This is a genomic window from Streptomyces sp. NPDC001270 (assembly GCF_042896695.1).
Classification (GTDB): domain Bacteria; phylum Actinomycetota; class Actinomycetes; order Streptomycetales; family Streptomycetaceae; genus Streptomyces.
Window position 1 is genome coordinate 1 of the sequence record NZ_JBIAXM010000002.1, and the last position, 15,706, is coordinate 15,706.

The 15,706-nt window shown below is 71.1% G+C and carries 13 protein-coding genes and 1 pseudogene; 8 read left to right on the top strand and 6 right to left on the bottom strand.

From position 1 onward, the window contains the following. From ACFY2B_RS03925 to ACFY2B_RS03945, 5 genes and pseudogenes are all read right to left on the bottom strand, one after another. Nucleotides 1-852, bottom strand: a pseudogene (locus tag ACFY2B_RS03925) (alpha-L-arabinofuranosidase); the annotation flags it as partial. Nucleotides 853-887: 35 nt separating this feature from the next. Then, the gene (locus ACFY2B_RS03930) at nucleotides 888-1,811 is read right to left on the bottom strand and encodes a carbohydrate ABC transporter permease (protein ID WP_390761545.1); all 924 of its coding nucleotides are present in this window, start codon (nucleotides 1,809-1,811) and stop codon (nucleotides 888-890) included. After that, entirely contained in the window at nucleotides 1,801-2,712 is a 912-nt protein-coding gene (locus ACFY2B_RS03935; protein ID WP_390761546.1) for a carbohydrate ABC transporter permease, read from the bottom strand. Before ACFY2B_RS03935 ends, ACFY2B_RS03930 begins: the two co-directional genes overlap by 11 nt. An 8-nt stretch (nucleotides 2,713-2,720) precedes the next feature. Continuing rightward, on the bottom strand, nucleotides 2,721-4,079 hold the full coding sequence (locus tag ACFY2B_RS03940) for an ABC transporter substrate-binding protein (protein WP_390761547.1): 1,359 nt from the start codon (nucleotides 4,077-4,079) through the stop codon (nucleotides 2,721-2,723). Nucleotides 4,080-4,084: 5 nt separating this feature from the next. Further along, complete coding sequence (locus ACFY2B_RS03945; RefSeq protein WP_390761548.1) at nucleotides 4,085-5,155, bottom strand: LacI family DNA-binding transcriptional regulator; 1,071 nt, start codon at nucleotides 5,153-5,155, stop codon at nucleotides 4,085-4,087. Between the two features lie 440 nt (nucleotides 5,156-5,595). On the opposite strand from ACFY2B_RS03945, the gene ACFY2B_RS03950 reads away from it, so the two are divergent. Continuing rightward, nucleotides 5,596-7,542 (top strand): arabinofuranosidase catalytic domain-containing protein, encoded by a 1,947-nt coding sequence (locus tag ACFY2B_RS03950; RefSeq protein WP_390761549.1) that lies wholly within the window; start codon nucleotides 5,596-5,598, stop codon nucleotides 7,540-7,542. Between the two features lie 96 nt (nucleotides 7,543-7,638). On the opposite strand, the gene ACFY2B_RS03955 is transcribed toward ACFY2B_RS03950, so the two are convergent. Continuing rightward, nucleotides 7,639-8,682: a LacI family DNA-binding transcriptional regulator gene (locus ACFY2B_RS03955; protein WP_390761550.1), complete on the bottom strand. Its 1,044-nt coding sequence runs from the start codon at nucleotides 8,680-8,682 to the stop codon at nucleotides 7,639-7,641. 263 nt (nucleotides 8,683-8,945) lie between these two features. Here ACFY2B_RS03955 and ACFY2B_RS03960 point away from each other — a divergent pair, with 263 nt between their 5' ends. The 7 genes from ACFY2B_RS03960 to ACFY2B_RS03990 all read left to right on the top strand — a co-directional run bounded on the left by ACFY2B_RS03960 (nucleotide 8,946) and on the right by ACFY2B_RS03990 (nucleotide 15,683). Then, entirely contained in the window at nucleotides 8,946-10,094 is a 1,149-nt protein-coding gene (locus ACFY2B_RS03960; RefSeq protein ID WP_390761551.1) for a Gfo/Idh/MocA family protein, read from the top strand. After that, complete coding sequence (locus ACFY2B_RS03965; RefSeq protein ID WP_390761552.1) at nucleotides 10,091-11,014, top strand: PmoA family protein; 924 nt, start codon at nucleotides 10,091-10,093, stop codon at nucleotides 11,012-11,014. Before ACFY2B_RS03960 ends, ACFY2B_RS03965 begins: the two co-directional genes overlap by 4 nt. Beyond that, nucleotides 11,011-11,736 carry a cupin domain-containing protein gene (locus tag ACFY2B_RS03970; protein ID WP_390761553.1) on the top strand — a complete coding sequence of 242 codons (726 nt, stop codon included), beginning with the start codon at nucleotides 11,011-11,013 and terminating at the stop codon, nucleotides 11,734-11,736. The genes ACFY2B_RS03965 and ACFY2B_RS03970 overlap by 4 nt, the downstream gene beginning before the upstream one ends. A 190-nt stretch (nucleotides 11,737-11,926) precedes the next feature. Then, complete coding sequence (locus ACFY2B_RS03975; protein ID WP_390761554.1) at nucleotides 11,927-13,267, top strand: ABC transporter substrate-binding protein; 1,341 nt, start codon at nucleotides 11,927-11,929, stop codon at nucleotides 13,265-13,267. After that, the gene (locus ACFY2B_RS03980; RefSeq protein WP_390761555.1) at nucleotides 13,264-14,229 is read left to right on the top strand and encodes a carbohydrate ABC transporter permease; all 966 of its coding nucleotides are present in this window, start codon (nucleotides 13,264-13,266) and stop codon (nucleotides 14,227-14,229) included. The genes ACFY2B_RS03975 and ACFY2B_RS03980 overlap by 4 nt, the downstream gene beginning before the upstream one ends. Then, the gene (locus tag ACFY2B_RS03985) at nucleotides 14,226-15,062 is read left to right on the top strand and encodes a carbohydrate ABC transporter permease (RefSeq protein WP_390761556.1); all 837 of its coding nucleotides are present in this window, start codon (nucleotides 14,226-14,228) and stop codon (nucleotides 15,060-15,062) included. The genes ACFY2B_RS03980 and ACFY2B_RS03985 overlap by 4 nt, the downstream gene beginning before the upstream one ends. A 6-nt stretch (nucleotides 15,063-15,068) precedes the next feature. Beyond that, a complete protein-coding gene (locus ACFY2B_RS03990) occupies nucleotides 15,069-15,683 on the top strand; it encodes a hypothetical protein (protein WP_390761557.1) in 615 nt (204 codons plus the stop codon). Nucleotides 15,684-15,706 lie beyond the last annotated feature (23 nt).

Consider the following 15,706-nt stretch of genomic DNA (forward strand, 5'->3'; position numbering starts at 1 on the left):
GCGCGGGGAGCGCCGCTTGGCCGCGATGTGGTCGCAGGTCGCGACGACGCCCTCGATGAAGGAGTCCATCACCTGCGCGGAGGCGAGGAAGCCGAGCCGGTCGTCGCCGTGCTGTTCGAAGTAGGCGTGCAGGGAGATGTAGTCGACCACGTCGTACGCCTCGTCCAGGACCTGGGCCTCCCAGGTGCCGAAGGTCGGCATCCGCACGTTGGAACTGCCGCAGGCGACGAGTTCGATCGTCGGGTCGATCCGCCGCATGGCCTTGCCGGTCTCGGCGGCCAGCCGGCCGTACTCGGTGCCGGTCTTCTGCCCGATCTGCCAGGGGCCGTCCATCTCGTTGCCCAGGCACCAGGTCTTGATGCGGTGCGGCTCCCGCACACCGTGGGCGATGCGCAGGTCGGAATAGTGGGTTCCGCCCGGGAAGTTGGCGTACTCCAGGAGGTTGCAGGCGTCCTGCACGCCTCGGGTGCCGAGGTTGACGGCCATGATCGGTTCGATGTCGGTCTGCCGTGCCCACGCCATGAACTCGTTGAGACCGAACGTGTTCGGTTCGACGGACCGCCAGGCCAGGTCGAGGGTGGCCGGGCGGTCCGCGCGGGGACCGACGCCGTCCTCCCACCGGTAGCCGGAGACGAAGTTGCCGCCGGGGTAGCGCACGGTGCTGACGCCCAGCTCCCGGGTCAGTTTGATGACGTCGAGCCGCAGGCCGTCCACGTCGGCCTCGGGGTGGCCTGGTTCGTAGACCCCTCCGTAGACGCAGCGTCCCATGTGCTCGACGAACGATCCGAACAGGCGCGGCGGCACCGGCGCGATGGTGAAAGCGGGGTCGATGGTTGCAGTGCAGGTGAACACACCTGGCTCCGATTTCTCTACGAACGGGCGGAAGGTCACTTGATACCGGTGGTCGCGACGCTCTGGACGAAGTGGCGCTGGAGGACGAGGAAGGCGACGGCGAGGGGGCTGAGGGAGATCGCGGCGCCCGCCATGAGGGCGGCGTGGTCCACGCCCGACTGACTGGAGAACACCGTCAGGGCGGCCGGCAGCGTCTGCATGCTGATGTTGTTCGCCACCACCAGGGGCCACAGGAAGTCGTTCCACAGCGCGGCGAACTGGATGATGAACAAGGAGGCGAGGACGGGCTTGGCGTTGGGCAGGATGATCCGCCAGAACAGGGTGAAGTCGTTCGCCCCGTCGATCCGCGCCGCGTCGTCCAGCTCACGGGGGAGCTGCCTGAAGAACTGGCGCAGCAGGAAGATGCCGAGCGCGCTGGTCGCGCGGGGCACGATCAGCCCTTGGTAGGAGTTGAGCCAGCCGAGGTGGAACAGGGTGAGGAAGACCGGGACCAGAGTGACCTGGAAGGGCACCATCAAGGTGGCCAGGATCAGCAGGAACAGCGCGTTGCTGCCGCGGAACCGCAGCCGCGCCAGGGCGAACGCGGTCATCGAGTCGAACAGCAGCAGGAGCAGGGTCGAACCGCCGGCGAAGACGAAGGTGTTGACGAGGAGCCGGCCGAACGGGAGTTGGTGGAGCACGGCGTCGACACCGTGCAGGGTCCAGTGCGCGGGCAGCAGGCGCGCGGGGTCCGCGTACAGATCGGCGCTGGTGCGGAACGCGACGCCGAGCATCCACAGGAACGGCACGATCGTCGCGAGCGCGCCGGCGGTGACCACGATCCAGGAGACGGCCGCGCCGCCACGGGCGAGGAACCGGCCCGCGGACAGCAGGCGGGCGGTCCGCGGGGAGCCGGGGCCGTCGGCGCGGAAGCCGCCGGTGCGCGGGGCGGCACGGGGCCGGAAGGCGTCAGTCGACATCGCGGTACCTCGACAGTCGCAGCTGGAGCGCGGAGATCACGAGGATGACCGCGAACAGGACCCACGCGATGGCGCTCGCGTAGCCCATCTGGAATTCGACGAAACCCTTCTGGTACAGGTACATGACCACCGATTCGGTGTGGAAGATCGGCCCGCCGCCGGTCATGGCGAAGACCAGGTCGAACAGTTGCAGTCCGGTGACCGTGGCGATGAGCGTGGTGAACAGCAGGGCCGGCCGCAGGGCGGGGAGGGTGATGTGCCAGAAGCGGCGCCATGGCCCCGCGCCGTCGATCGCCGCCGCCTCGTACAGTTCCGGCGGGGTCTGCTGCATGCTCGCCAGCAATACGATCATGGTGAAGCCGACGTTCTTCCAGATGCCCACGGCGATCACCGTCGGCAGCGCGAGCGAGGTCGACTGGAGCCACTCCGGGGGCGTGACGCCCGCCTTGGACAGCCAGGCATCGACCAGCCCGACCCGCGGGTCGAGCAGGAACTTCCAGACGATTCCGCTCACCACCAGGGACGCGATGAACGGGAAGAAGTACGCCGTGCGCAGCAGCGCGGTGTACCAGGTGGTCCGTCGCAGGCGGGAGGCGATCGCCAGACCGATGAGCGTCTGCCCGACGGTGACGGCGAGGGTGTAGACCACCGTCACCCGCAGGGCATTGAAGAACCGCGAGTCATGGAACAGGGCGGTGTAGTTGTCCAGACCGGCGAACGGGTGGTGGGAGTCGCCGATCATCCAGTCGTGCAGGCTCATCCAGCCGGACTGGACGATCGGCTCGGCGATGAAGACGCCGATGAGGACGACGCTGGGGAGGACGAAGAGGTAGGCGCTGTTGAGGCGCGGGCGCCGGGTGCGGGCGCGCGGGCGGGCGGGGACGAGGGGAGGGCTCGACATCGTGGGGCTCAGTCCTTGTGGCATCCGGTGAGCGAGTCGATCGTCTTCGCCGCCAAGGCGGCGGCGGACTTGACGTCGGCGCCGCGCTCGATCCTCTGGATGAGCGGGACGTAGACGTCGGTGTCGATACGGGTGGCGTTCGCCTGACCGGCGAGGTAGAGCTTGGCGTGCGGCAGCGCCTGCACGAACTCGGCGGTGGTGGGATTGCCCGAGACGGCGCCGCCGAGGTCGGTCCTGGCCGGCGGGAACCCGGAGATCTCGGAGAACCGCGTCTGGGCGGTCCTGCCGGTGTACCAGGCGAGGAACTCCTTCGCCTGCGCGGCGTGCCTGGTGGTGCGTTCGATCATCAGCGGGGCGGTCGAGGCCAGGGTGACGGGTCCGGCCGAGCCGACGGGCAGTTGCGCGATGCCGAGATCGACACCGGCCGCCTTGAAACCGGCCGCGGCCCAGGGGCCGTTGATCTCCATCGCGGCCTTCTGGGAGGCGAACAGCGTGTCGGCGTCGGCGCCCGCCTGGCCGACGGGGCTGACGTGGTCGTTGTGGACCAGCCGGCTCCACCTGGTCAGCGCGTCGATGCTCGCCGGGCTGTTGACCACGGCGCAGCCGTCCGCGTCGACGATGTCGCCGCCGTTCATCCACTGGAGGACGGGCCACATCTGGATGGTGTTGTTGTCCGCCAGGGAGAGACCGTACTGGCTGGGCCGGTCGCCCGGCCCGGTGGTGAGCTTCGTGGCGTCGGCGACGAACTCGGCCTCGGTGGCGGGCGGCTCGGTGATGCCCGCGGCGGAGAACATGCGCTTGTTGTAGTAGAGCACCAGCGTGGCCATGTTCGCGGGCACCGCGTAGAGCTTGCCGTCCACGGTGAACGCCGACTTCACGGCCGGCGGGAAGGCGCCGGAGTCGATGCCGTGCGCGCCCGTGCCGGCCGCGGAGTCCAGCGGCAGCGCCGACTTGGTCCTGACGTAGGTGTAGATCGCGCCGGGGTCGGAGCTGGGGGTGGCGAGGTCGGGGCCCTGACCGGTGGCCCACGCGGCGGGCAGTTTCTGGCCGATGGCGGCCCAGGGCTCGGCCGTCATGGTGACGTGGATCTTGGGATGGGAGGCGTTGAACTGCTTGACCAGCGCCTGGTACGACGGTGCGTCGGGCCCGGTGAACCCGGTGAGCATCGTCAGGTTCACCACGCCGTCGGCGGACGTACCGTCGCTCGCGCCGTTGTCGCCGCAGCCGGCGAGAAGCAGTGCGAACGCACCGGTCGTGGCCACCACCGTGGCCGCTGTGCCGCGGCTGAGGTGTCGCCTGCGGCCGACGTGTCCTTGGTGACTGACGTGTTCTCCAGAGCCGATGTGCCGTCTCTTGCTGACGTTCATGCCGATCATTCCCCTTGGTCCGGTGACCGGTGGTCCGGGGCGGGAGAGGCGACGGGGCCGTCTCCCGCGGCGGTCCGGTCGGGGTGGCTGCCGCAGGAATCGCGGATCACGAGGTCGAACGGCAGCACGGTGTGGGCGGGGTCGGGAGCCGTGCCGTCGAGGAGGTCGAAGAGGACGGTCGCGGCCGTGCGTCCGAGGGCCTGTGCCGGTACGCGGACGGTGGTGATGCCGGGGGTGGTCAGCCGGGAGACGCCGAAGTCGTCGTAGCCGGCCAGCGCGATGTCCTCGGGGATGCGCAGCCCGCGCGAGCGGATCTCCAGCATGGCGCCGTAGGCCATCTCGTCGTTGGCGGCGAAGATCGCCTGGAGGTCGGCCATGCTGTCCAGCACCTGTCGCGCGCACTCCCGCCCCGACTCCTCGCTGAAGTCGCCCACCGCGAGGGTGTGGGTGCAGGGCCGCCCGGAGTCGGCGAGCGCGCCGCGGAAGCCCTCGTAGCGGTCCACGGCCGTCTGGTGGTCGAGCGGTCCGCTGATGTGCGCGATACGGGTCAGCCCATGGTCCCGCACCAGGTGGCGGGTGATGGCGGCGGCGCCCGCGGTCTCGTCGGCGCCGACGCTCGCCGCGTGCGGCAGTTGCGCGAACCGTCCGACGAGCACCACCGGCAGGGTGGCGTCCACCATCCGCTTCACGTTCGGGTCGCTGATCGAGGCCGAGGCGACGATCGCCCCCGACGCGGCCTGCGAGCGCAGCACCCGTTCGTAGGCGGCCACGCCGTGGGTCTCGTCGGGGTTGGTCGACACCATCAGCGTCGCGTCCCGTGCGTTGGCCTCGGCGGTGACCCCCACCAGGAGGTGCATGAAGTAGGGGTGCCCGAAGACGTGCTGGCCGGTCTGCGGGACGACCAGGGCGATGGACGTCGAGCGTCCCGCGCGCAGCGTCCTCCCCGCGGAGTTCGGCACGTAGCCGAGCCGGGCCGCGGCGGCGCGCACGGCCTGCTTCGTCGGCTCGCTGATGCGCGGGTGGTCGGCCAGTGCCATGGACACCGCGCTCTGCGAGATCCCGACGGCCGTCGCCACGTCCCTGAGTGTGACGTTGGCACGTCCGGCAGCCGTCATGGTCGTCCTGCCTCCGGTGAGTCGATTCCTGGCCGTGTCCGTCATGCGGCGCCCCTTTCCGCCTCTCCCGCCGTGTCTCCCGCCGTGGACGGCGATCGTGGGCGCGGCAGGGCCCGGCATCTGGACGGGCGGCCGGAGGAAAGGGGTCGATCAAGTGCTGCAACGTTTCAGCGTCTTGGACGGTAGGTGCCCGCGAACACCTCGTCAAGCCTCTGGAAGCACCTTTGTCCGGGCCGAGTTCGCGGACGGTCCGGCGGGTACGAGGGGTTGACGGCCCGACCCGGCGTCTCTAGCTTCAAATCCGCTGAATCGTATGAGCACCGGTTCGGCGCCCGCGCGGCACAGGCCGCCGCCGGCTTGCCGCTCGCCGCAGATCGCCCGCTCCTCACCACCACGTGCGCGTGGCGCTCTACCCGCCGCGCCCGCACGTCCGCGTCCTCACCGCGGACGTCCGTACCGCCTGGCTCCCGACGGAGAAAGGGTCGACGATGACCGAACACCCACCACCAGTCCGCTTGCGCTCGGCACTGAGACGATCCCGGCGCGCCCTGCTCGCCCTCTGCGGGGCCCTGGCCCTGACGGTCGGCCTGCTGCTGGGCGTGACCGGACCCGCGACCGCCGCCGACTCCCTGCCCTGTGACGTGTACGGCAACGCGGGCACGCCCTGCGTGGGCGCCTTCAGCACCGTCCGCGCTCTGTACGCCTCGTACGACGGCAGCCTGTACCAGGTCACCCGGGTGCAGGACGGCGCGAAGCTCGACATCGGGCTGCTCGCGCCCGGCGGCTACGCCGACGCGGGGGCCCAGAACGCCTTCTGCACCGGTGCCGCGTGCGTCATCAGCGAGATCTACGACCAGTCACCGCGCCACAACGACCTGCCCATCGCCGGCGCGGGCACCGCCGGTGCCGCCGACGTCGGTGCCCTGGCCAACGCGCTGCACGTCACCGTGAACGGGCACTCGGCGTACGGCGTCTACATCGCGCCGGGGATGGGGTACCGCCATCCCGTCGGCTCGGGCGTCGCCACGAACGGGCAGCCCGAAGGCATGTACATGGTGACCAGTGGCACGCACGTCGACCGTGACTGCTGTTTCGACTTCGGCAATGTCGAGGCGGTCGCGAACGACACCGGAGCCGGCCACATGGACGCGCTCAACATGTCCACGATCCCCGCCTGCAGTCCCTGCACCGGCACCGGACCGTGGGTGCAGGCCGACCTGGAGAACGGCATCTTCCAGGCGGACACCAACGCGCACAGCACCAACGGCGGCAACTCCAGCCCCTTCGTCACGGCGCTCCTGAAGAACAACGGCCAGACGGCCTTCGCGCTCAAGGGCGGCAACTCCCAGTCCGGCTCCCTCACGACATGGTGGAACGGCCCCTTGCCCCCGGGCTACGCGCCCATGAAGCAGGAGGGATCCATCGTGCTGGGCACCGGGGGCGACAACAGCAACAGGGCGGTCGGCTCCTTCTTCGAGGGCGCGATCACCGCGGGCTACCCGTCCGACGCCGCCGACGACGCCGTCCAGTCGAGCATCGTCGGCGCCGGCTACTCCGGAGACACCGCCGGGGTCGCACCGTCGACGATCGCCGCGCCCGGCGGCAAGTGCGTCGACGTGACCGGCAACGACGTGGCCGGCAAGACCGCGGCCGTCCAGCTGTGGGACTGCCAGAGCGGCTCCACCGACCAGCGGTGGACCCACGACGCCGACGGCTCGCTGCGCACCCTGGGCCGCTGCATGGACGTCGTCGGCAACGTCACCACGCAGAACGCGCAGATCCAGCTCTACGACTGCAACGGGGTCGGCGGGCAGAAGTGGGTGCAGCAGGCCGACGGATCCCTGCTCAACCCGCAGTCCGGGCGCTGCCTGGACGCGCCGGACGGCGCCACCGCCAACGGCACCCGGCTGCAGATCCACGACTGCGACGGAAGTGCCGCCCAGGCATTCACCGTCGGCGGCGGCTCGATGATCGCGGGCCCGGCCAAGAAGTGCGTGGACGTGAGCGGCGACGACAACGGCGGCAACGGCACCGCGGCGCAGCTGTGGGACTGCCAGTCCTACGCGCGGGACCAGCACTGGGTGCACACCTCCACCAACAGGCTGACCACGCTGGGACGCTGCCTGGACGTGGCCGGCAACGCCACCGCGCAGAACACGCCCGTACAGCTCTACGACTGCAACACCGCGGTGGGCGGCCAGGTCTGGGTGCAGCAGGCCGACGGCTCCCTGCTCAACCCGCAGTCCGGACGCTGCCTGGACGCCACGGGCGGCGCCACCGCCAACGGCACCCGGCTGCAGATCCACGACTGCGACGGGACCGCGGCGCAGAAGTTCCCCGTGGGCTGACCCGAACGGCCCCGTGTCGGGCGGACCCTCCCGGGGGTCCGCCCGACGCGCGGAGGACCGGGCGTATACGCCGCCGACCCGCCCAGGGGAACTGCCTCAAGGCGCCAGCGGTCGTCTGCCACCGACCGTGGACTCCCGTTCCTCCAGCCAGTGCGGGGCCACGTGCACCTCGAACGGCAGGCGTTTCTCCGAACGGATGCGGGCCGCCAGACACTTCACGGCCAGGGAGGCGACGGCCGTCAGATCGGGGACGACGGTCGTGAGGGACGGTGTGCTGTACAGCGCCTCCTCCGACCCGTCGACGCCCGCCAGAGCGATGTCACCCGGGACGTTCAGGCCCGCCTCGTGCACGGCCCGCTGTGCGCCGACGGCCAGCGTGTCGCTGAAGCAGAAGACCGCGTCGGGCCGTACGTGTGCGGGCAGCTCGATGAGCGCGCGCATCGCCAGCAGGCCGTTGTGGCGGTCGAACTCCTTGACGGAAGGAGCGAGTCGCGGGTCGAAGGACAGTCCGGCCGCGTGCAGCGCCTGCTGGAAGCCCTCCAGGCGCTGCCGGCTGGTCGCCGATGCCTTCCGGTCCGCGCCGATGGCCGCGATCCGGGTGCGGCCGAGACCGGCCAGGTGCGCGGTGGCGTCCCGCGCCGCGGCGACGTTGTCGATGAGGACGTGGTCGACGACCAGGTCAGCGGGTTCGTAGCTGCGTTCGCCGAGCAGGACCAGGGGGAACTCGTCCGCGACCGGGGCGAGTTCGGCGGTCGTGACGTGCAGCGGCGAGAGGATCACGCCGTCGAGCAGCGACGCGCCGACGCCGGTGGCCAGGCGCAGTTCCTCCGCCGGGTCCCGGAGCGTCTCCTCGATGAGGACGGTCAGCCCGAGTGCGGTGGCCTCCGTCCGGACGTGGTGGGCGAGGTCCGCGAAGTAGGGGGTGGTCAGCTCCGGGACGGCGAGGGCGATCAGGCCGCTGCGCCCCGTGCGCAGCCGCCGGGCCGACGGGTTGGGCCGGTAGCCGAGTTCCCGCACGGCACTCATCACGCGTTCCCGCGTGGCGGGGGACACCCGCGGAGCATCGCGTACAACGTTGGAAACGGTCTTGATCGACACCCCCGCGCGCTCCGCCACGTCCTTGAGTGTCACTGCTGCCACCGAACGGTCCCCTCACTCGCCTTTCCCGCGATTATGCACGCCCGAGCCGCGTCTGTCAGCGATCTTGACGAGCTTCCGCTGTTTTCGGACAGAGGGTTGACCGCCCGGATACACGGCAGTTACAACGTTGGAACCGCTAGCAAGCGGTTGCTGGCGCCGTTGCAGTCGGGACGACGGCCGGGGTCCTCGGGGCACGGCCGCCTGCCACTCGCCGTCGTGCCAACCGCCGCACTCCACCCTGCCTGCCTCACGAGAGGGACCGTATGTCTCCGCATCGTTCGAACGCGCCGCTGCGCACAGCCGTGGTCGGCACAGGAGGTATCGCCCGCTCCAGCCATCTCCCGGCCCTGCGGACGCTGGCCGCGGAGGGGGAGACGGAGGTCGTGGCCGCGGTCGACGTGGACGGCCGCGCCGTGCGCGCGTTCGCCGACGAGTTCGGGATCCCCCACGCGAGCACGGACCTCGACGCGATGCTGGCCCAAGTACGTCCCGACCTCGTGGTGTTGTGCACGCCGCCCGCCGTGCACCGGGAGCAGTCCGTGGCCGCGCTCCGCGCCGGGGCCTGGGTCTGGTGCGAGAAACCGCCGTGTCCCTCGCTGGCCGACTACGACGCCGTCGAGGCCGCGGAGAAGGGCGGCGACGCGGACCCGTACGCGTCCATCGTCTTCCAGCACCGCTTCGGCTCGGGCGCCCGGCACGTGCGCCGCCTGCTGCACGGCGGCGCGTTCGGCCGGCCGCTGGTGGCGCACTGCCAGACCACCTGGTACCGGGACGCCGCCTACTACGCCGTGCCGTGGCGGGGCCGTTGGGCGACCGAGGGCGGCGGCCCGGCCATGGGCCACGGCATCCATCAGACGGATCTGCTGCTGGACCTGATGGGCCCGTGGGCCGAGGTGCACGGCATGGCGGCCCGCCTCGTCCACGACGTGGAGACCGAGGACGTGTCCACCGCACAGGTCCGCTTCGAGAACGGCGCCGTCGCCACGGTGGTCAACAGCGTGCTGAGCCCGGACGAGGTCAGCCGGATCCGTATCGACTGCGAGCTGGCGACGATCGAACTGACCCACCTGTACGGCTACCGCAACGCGGACTGGCGCATCACCCCGGCTCCGGACGTCCCCGAGCCGACCGCGGCCGGCTGGCGCGACTTCGGCGCGGACGAGCCCAGCTCACACCTCGCCCAACTGCGCGCCCTCGTCGCCGACATCAAGGCCGGCCGACGCCATGCCACCAGCGGTCCGGGAGGCCGGCGGACGCTGGAGTTCATCACCGCCCTGTACAAGTCCGCGTTCGCCGGCACGCCGGTCCGCGCGGGCGACATCGGTCCCGGTGACCCCTACTACACCGAGCTGCACGGCGGTGCCCCGGGCTGGGCACCGGCCGACTCCCGCGAGGAAGAGGACCACGCATGACCCTGGCACTGACCCACGCCCACGGGGACCGGATCACCGTGGCCCACGAGGCCACCGGTACCGAGCTGTTCGCCTACGTGTACCGGCCCGAGGCCGCCTGGGAGGCCCCCAAGCCCTACCTGCACCCGATCCGCACCCTCTCCGGGGCGGTCGTCACCGACTACCGGCCCAACGACCACCGGTGGCACAAGGGCCTGCAACTGACCGCCTCCCACCTGTCGGGGCAGAACCTCTGGGGCGGCAACACCTATGTGCACGGCGAGGGGTATGTCGCCCTGCCGGAGAAGGTCGGCTCGATGGCGCACGTCGCCTTCGAGGAGGTCTCCGCCGCGGGCGGGGGCGCCGTCATCGCCGAGCGGCTGACCTGGCACCCCCACGACGGGGAACTCTGGGCCGAGGAGGAGCGCCGCCTCGAAGTGTCCGAGGTCGACCCGGAGGCCGGGAGCTGGTCGCTGACCTGGACCTCCGCCGTCGTCAACCGGCGCCAGGAACCGCTGCTTTTCGGCAGTCCGACGACCCACGGGCGCCCGGCGGCCGGCTACACCGGCCTGTTCTGGCGAGGGCCGCGGGCCTTCCGTGACGGACAGGTCTTCAGCGCCGAGGCCGACGGCGGGGACCTGATGGGAACCCAGGCGGACTGGCTGGCATACGTCGGTGAGCACGACGGACGTGACGGCCACGCCACGATGATCTTCGAGCACGCCCCGGGCAACGACCACTTGGGCGACAAGGGAACGCACCCGGCGCACTGGTTCGTGCGCAGCGACCCCTTCGCGGCGGTCGCGCCGTCCTGGGCGTTCCACGAGGAACTCGTCCTCGCCCCCGGCGACACCCTCAGCCGCGGCTACCGCGTGACCGTCGCGGACGGCGCCTGGGACCGCGGCCGGGTCGCCGCACACGTACGAGGACACGCCTGGTGAGCGCCACCTACGACGGCTTCCCCGGGGCGGTCGCGGTGTCCCGGCTGCGGGTGTACGACTGGCCCACCCTCGACGGCCGGCCCGGCGGCGGCACCCCGCACCTGCACCTCACGTGCAGCGAGGGGTACGTGGTGACGGCGGGCCGGGGAACGGTGCAGACGCTGACCACCTCCGGCTACCGGGAGAGCCCGCTCGGGCCGGGCACCGTGGCCTGGTTCACGCCCGGCACGATCCACCGCCTGACCAACGAAGGCGGCCTGGAGATCACCGTCGTGATGCAGAACAGCGGCCTGCCCGAGGCCGGCGACGCGGTGCTCACCCTGCCCCAGGACCTCCTCGCCGACCCCGATACGTATGCGGGCGCGGTGCGCATCCCCACCGACGTTTCCGAGGCCCAGCAGGAGGAGGTCGCACGCGCCCGCCGGGACCTGGCGACCCGCCGTTTCTTTCAACTGCGCGACGCCACCGAGAGCGGCGACCCGCAGCCGCTCGCCGACTTCCACCGGGCCGCCGCCGAACTGGTACGACCCCGACTCGACGCGTGGGAGCAACGCTGGCGCGAGGGCGCGCTCGCCGCCGCGCGGGCGACCGGGGCCCAACTCGACGCCCTGCGCGGGCAGGACGCACGCCATCTGACCGAGGCCCGGGTCGTCTCCACCGGAGCCACCGTGCAAGGACGCTTCGGCATGTGCGGCCGCCTGGACGTCTACCCGGGAACCTGACCGGGGGCCCGCCCCCGGGGGCCCGCCCCCGGGGGCCCGCCCCCGGGGGCCCGCCCCCGGTGGCCCGGCCGGGCCACCTGCCCCCTTCGGGGGCCGGGGACCCGGCCGCCGGCCCCGCCACTCCCCTGCCCCACCACTCCCCCGCCCCTCACCCCGTTCCCTTATCCACGCCCCTCCGGAAGGCATCCCTATGCCCGAGCCCCGAAGAAGCGGCGGGCACCGACTTCTGAGCCGCCGTACCGTCCTGGCCTCGGCCGCCGTCGGTCTCAGCACCGCCCTGACCCCCGCACTCTCCGCCTGTTCCGCCGCCAGCGGCGGCACGTCCGGCGGCGTCACCCTCAGGTTCTCCTGGTGGGGCAACGACGACCGTGCCGCGCGCACCGAACAGGCCGTGCGTCTCTTCGAGAAGGAACACCCCCGCGTCAAGGTCCAGACGTCGAACGCGGACTTCGGGTCGTACCTCCAGAAGCTGGCCACCCAGGCCGCCGGCGGCGGCCTGCCCGACGTGGTCCAGCTCGACTACCGCCAGATCTCCCAGTACGCGGGCAGCAAGGCCATCCTGCCGCTGGGCGACGCCATCGACGACGGCACGATCCGTACCTCCGAGCTGGACGCGGGACTGCTGCGCACCGGCAGCTACCGGGACGGGCAGTACGCCCTGCCCATGGGCCGCGGCATCACCGGATACGCCTACGACTCCGCCCTCTACAAGAAGGCCGGCATCCCCACGCCCCGGCCCAGCTGGACCTGGGAGGAGTGGGCGGAGGACAACAGGAGGATCGCCGGCCTGCGGCTCAGATCCCCCGACGGACGGCCCGTCACCGGTGCCAACGACGGCGGCGGCAACGAGGACGTCTTCGAGGACTGGCTGCGCAGCCGCGGCGGGCAGCTCTACGCGAGCCAGACCCGCCTCGGGTTCACCGAGGACGACCTCACCGGCTTCTGGACGTTCTTCGACACACTCCGCAGACAGGGGGCCGTCGCCGCCGCCCGGGACACGGCACAGGCGAACAGCACCGAGACCTCCCCCATGGGCCGCGGCCTCGCCGCCGCCGACTTCACCTGGGACGCACCCTTCCCCGGGTACACGGCACTGCTCGGCGACGGCACCCACTTCGCGCCGGTGCCCACGACCGACGGCCACGCCGGCGCGTACTTCAAGCCGTCGATGCTCGTGGGCGTCGGTGCGCACACCGCGCATCCCAAGGAGGCGGCCCAGCTGGTCGACTTCCTCGTCAACGACCTGCGGGCCGGCGACGTCCTCGGCTTCACCCGGTCCACACCGCCCAACCGGACGGTCGCCGGCCGCGTCGCCAAGACCCTTGAGGGACCGGAGCTGGAGATCTACCAGTACGCCGTGAAGATGGAGAAATACGGCCTGAGCGCCCCGCCGACCGCGCCCCCGCGGGGCGATCTGGCGATCAAGACCGCTTTCGGCCGGGAGTACCAACGTGTGATGTTCGGGCTCGCCACCCCCCGGCAGGCGGCGCGCGAACTCATCGACGAGGCCAACAGGGAGCTGAGGTCATGAGCACGGTGTCGACCAGGGCGCCCGCGCGCGCCGGCCGTACGCAGGAACCACGGCCGCCGGCCAGGCGCCGCCGCGGACGCGAACAGCAGTGGCCCGCCTTCGTGTTCCTCTCACCGTGGATGATCGGCGCGGTGGTGCTGACCCTGCTGCCGATGGCCGTGTCCCTGTACCTGTCGTTCACGGACTACAACCTGTTCGACCCGCCGCACTGGGTGGGCCTGCGCAACTACACCGAGATGCTGACCGAGGACCCCCGCTACTGGCGCTCGGTCGGCACCACCCTGCTGTACGTCGTGATCGCCGTGCCCCTCAAGCTGGCCGCCGCGCTCGGCGTGGCGATGCTCCTGAAGAACCTCGGCCGTGGTCGCTCCTTCTACCGCTCCGCGTTCTACGCGCCCTCCCTGCTCGGGGCGAGCATGTCCATCGCCCTGGTGTGGCGCGCGCTGTTCAACGACGGCGGCTCGGTGTCCCACGTGCTGGACGCCGTCGGCATCCACGCCGGCGGCTGGGTCGGCAACCCGGACCTGGCGGTGTACGCGGTCGTCCTGCTGACGGTGTGGCAGTTCGGCGCCCCCATGGTGATCTTCCTGGCGGGGTTGCAGCAGATCTCGCCCGACCTCTACGAGGCCGCCGCGCTGGACGGCGCGAGCCGCCTGCGGCAGTTCCTCTCCATCACCGTGCCGATGCTGTCCCCGGTCGTGTTCTTCAATCTGGTGCTGGAGACCATCCAGTCCTTCCAGGTGTTCACCCCGGCCTTCGCGATCAGCGGCGGCAATGGTGGTCCCGCCGACTCGACGCTGTTCTACACGCTGTACCTCTACGAGCGCGGCTTCACCGCCTCGCACATGGGCTACGCCGCGGCGATGGCCTGGATGCTGCTGATCGTGATCGGCATCGTCACCCTGATCCTCTTCAGGACCTCCCGGTCCTGGGTCTTCTACGCGGACGAGGAGGGACGATGAACCTCGCCCCCAGACGATGGCTGCCGCACACGATCGCCGTCGTGAGCCTGCTCGTCCTGCTCTATCCGGTGGCCTGGCTCCTCGCCACCTCGCTCAAACCGGCCGACGAGGTGGTGACCAGCCTCGACCTGTGGCCCAGCCACCTGGAATGGTCGAACTACACGACCGCCCTGGACGGTGTGTCCGGCGTCTCCGTCACCCGGCTGCTCGGCAACAGCCTGCTGATCGCCGCGGGTGCCGTCGTCGGCAACGTCCTGTCCTGCTCACTGGCCGCCTACGCCTTCGCCCGGCTGCGCTTTCGCATGCGGGGGCCGATGTTCGGCTTCATGGTGGCGACGCTGATGCTGCCCCACCACGTCGTCCTGATCCCGCAGTACATCATCTTCAACCGGTTGGGCATGCTGGACTCGTACTGGCCGCTGATCCTGCCCAAGTTCCTGGCCACCGAGGCGTTCTTCGTCTTCCTCATCGTCCAGTTCATGCGCGGGCTGCCCCGCGAACTGGAGGAGTCGGCCCGTATCGACGGCTGCGGTGCGTTCCGCACCTACTGGGCCATCACGCTGCCGCTGACCCGGCCCGCGCTGATCACCACGGCCATCTTCACGTTCATCTGGACCTGGAACGACTTCTTCACCCAGATGGTGTATCTCTTCTCGCCGGACAAGTTCACCATCACCCTGGCCCTGCGCAGCTTCGTCGACCAGTCCAGCACCTCCGCGTACGGCCCCATGTTCGCCATGTCGGTCATCTCCGTGCTGCCGATCGTGCTGTTCTTCTTCGTCTTCCAGCGCTACCTGGTGCAGGGCGTGGCCACCTCGGGACTGAAGGGCTGACGACACATGACCCAGGTCTCCTCCCCCGCCGCCCGAGGCCGCCGGGAACCCGGCGAGGTCTTCGGCAACGGCTTCACCCTCTTCGCCGACATGCTGCTGGTGGGCCTGCTCACCAGCGCCGCGTGCCTGCCGGTCGTCACGGCGCCCGCCGCGTTCGCCGCCGCGTCGGCGACGCTGCGGCCGGCCGCCGGCCACGGCGCACCGGTGAGGGCCGCCGCGTACCTCGCGCACCTGCGCGCCCGCCTGTCCGTCGCCTCCCTGGCCGGTGGACTGCTGCCGCCGGTGCTCGTGGTGATCCTGCTGATCGACGTGGGTCTGCTGGACAGCGCGCTGCCCGGAGCGCCCGCCGTGGCCCTCGCGCTCGTCCTGCTGGTCCTCGGCACCGCCGTCGTGGCGCTGCGCGCCACGGCGTTGCAGGATCCGCACCGCCTGTCCGTGCGCGAGGGGCTGTTCCGCTCGGCCGCCGACCCGCGCGGCACCCTCCTGCTGGCGGCCGGCGTGCTCCTGGCCGGGCTCCTCGCCTGGTCGATACCGCTGCTGATCCCCTTGCTGCCCGGCCCGCTCGCCTTCGCCGCGACGGTCGTGGACATCCGCTCCGCGCCGCGCCACAGCTCCGGCTGACCCACCGCGGCTCCCCGTCCTTG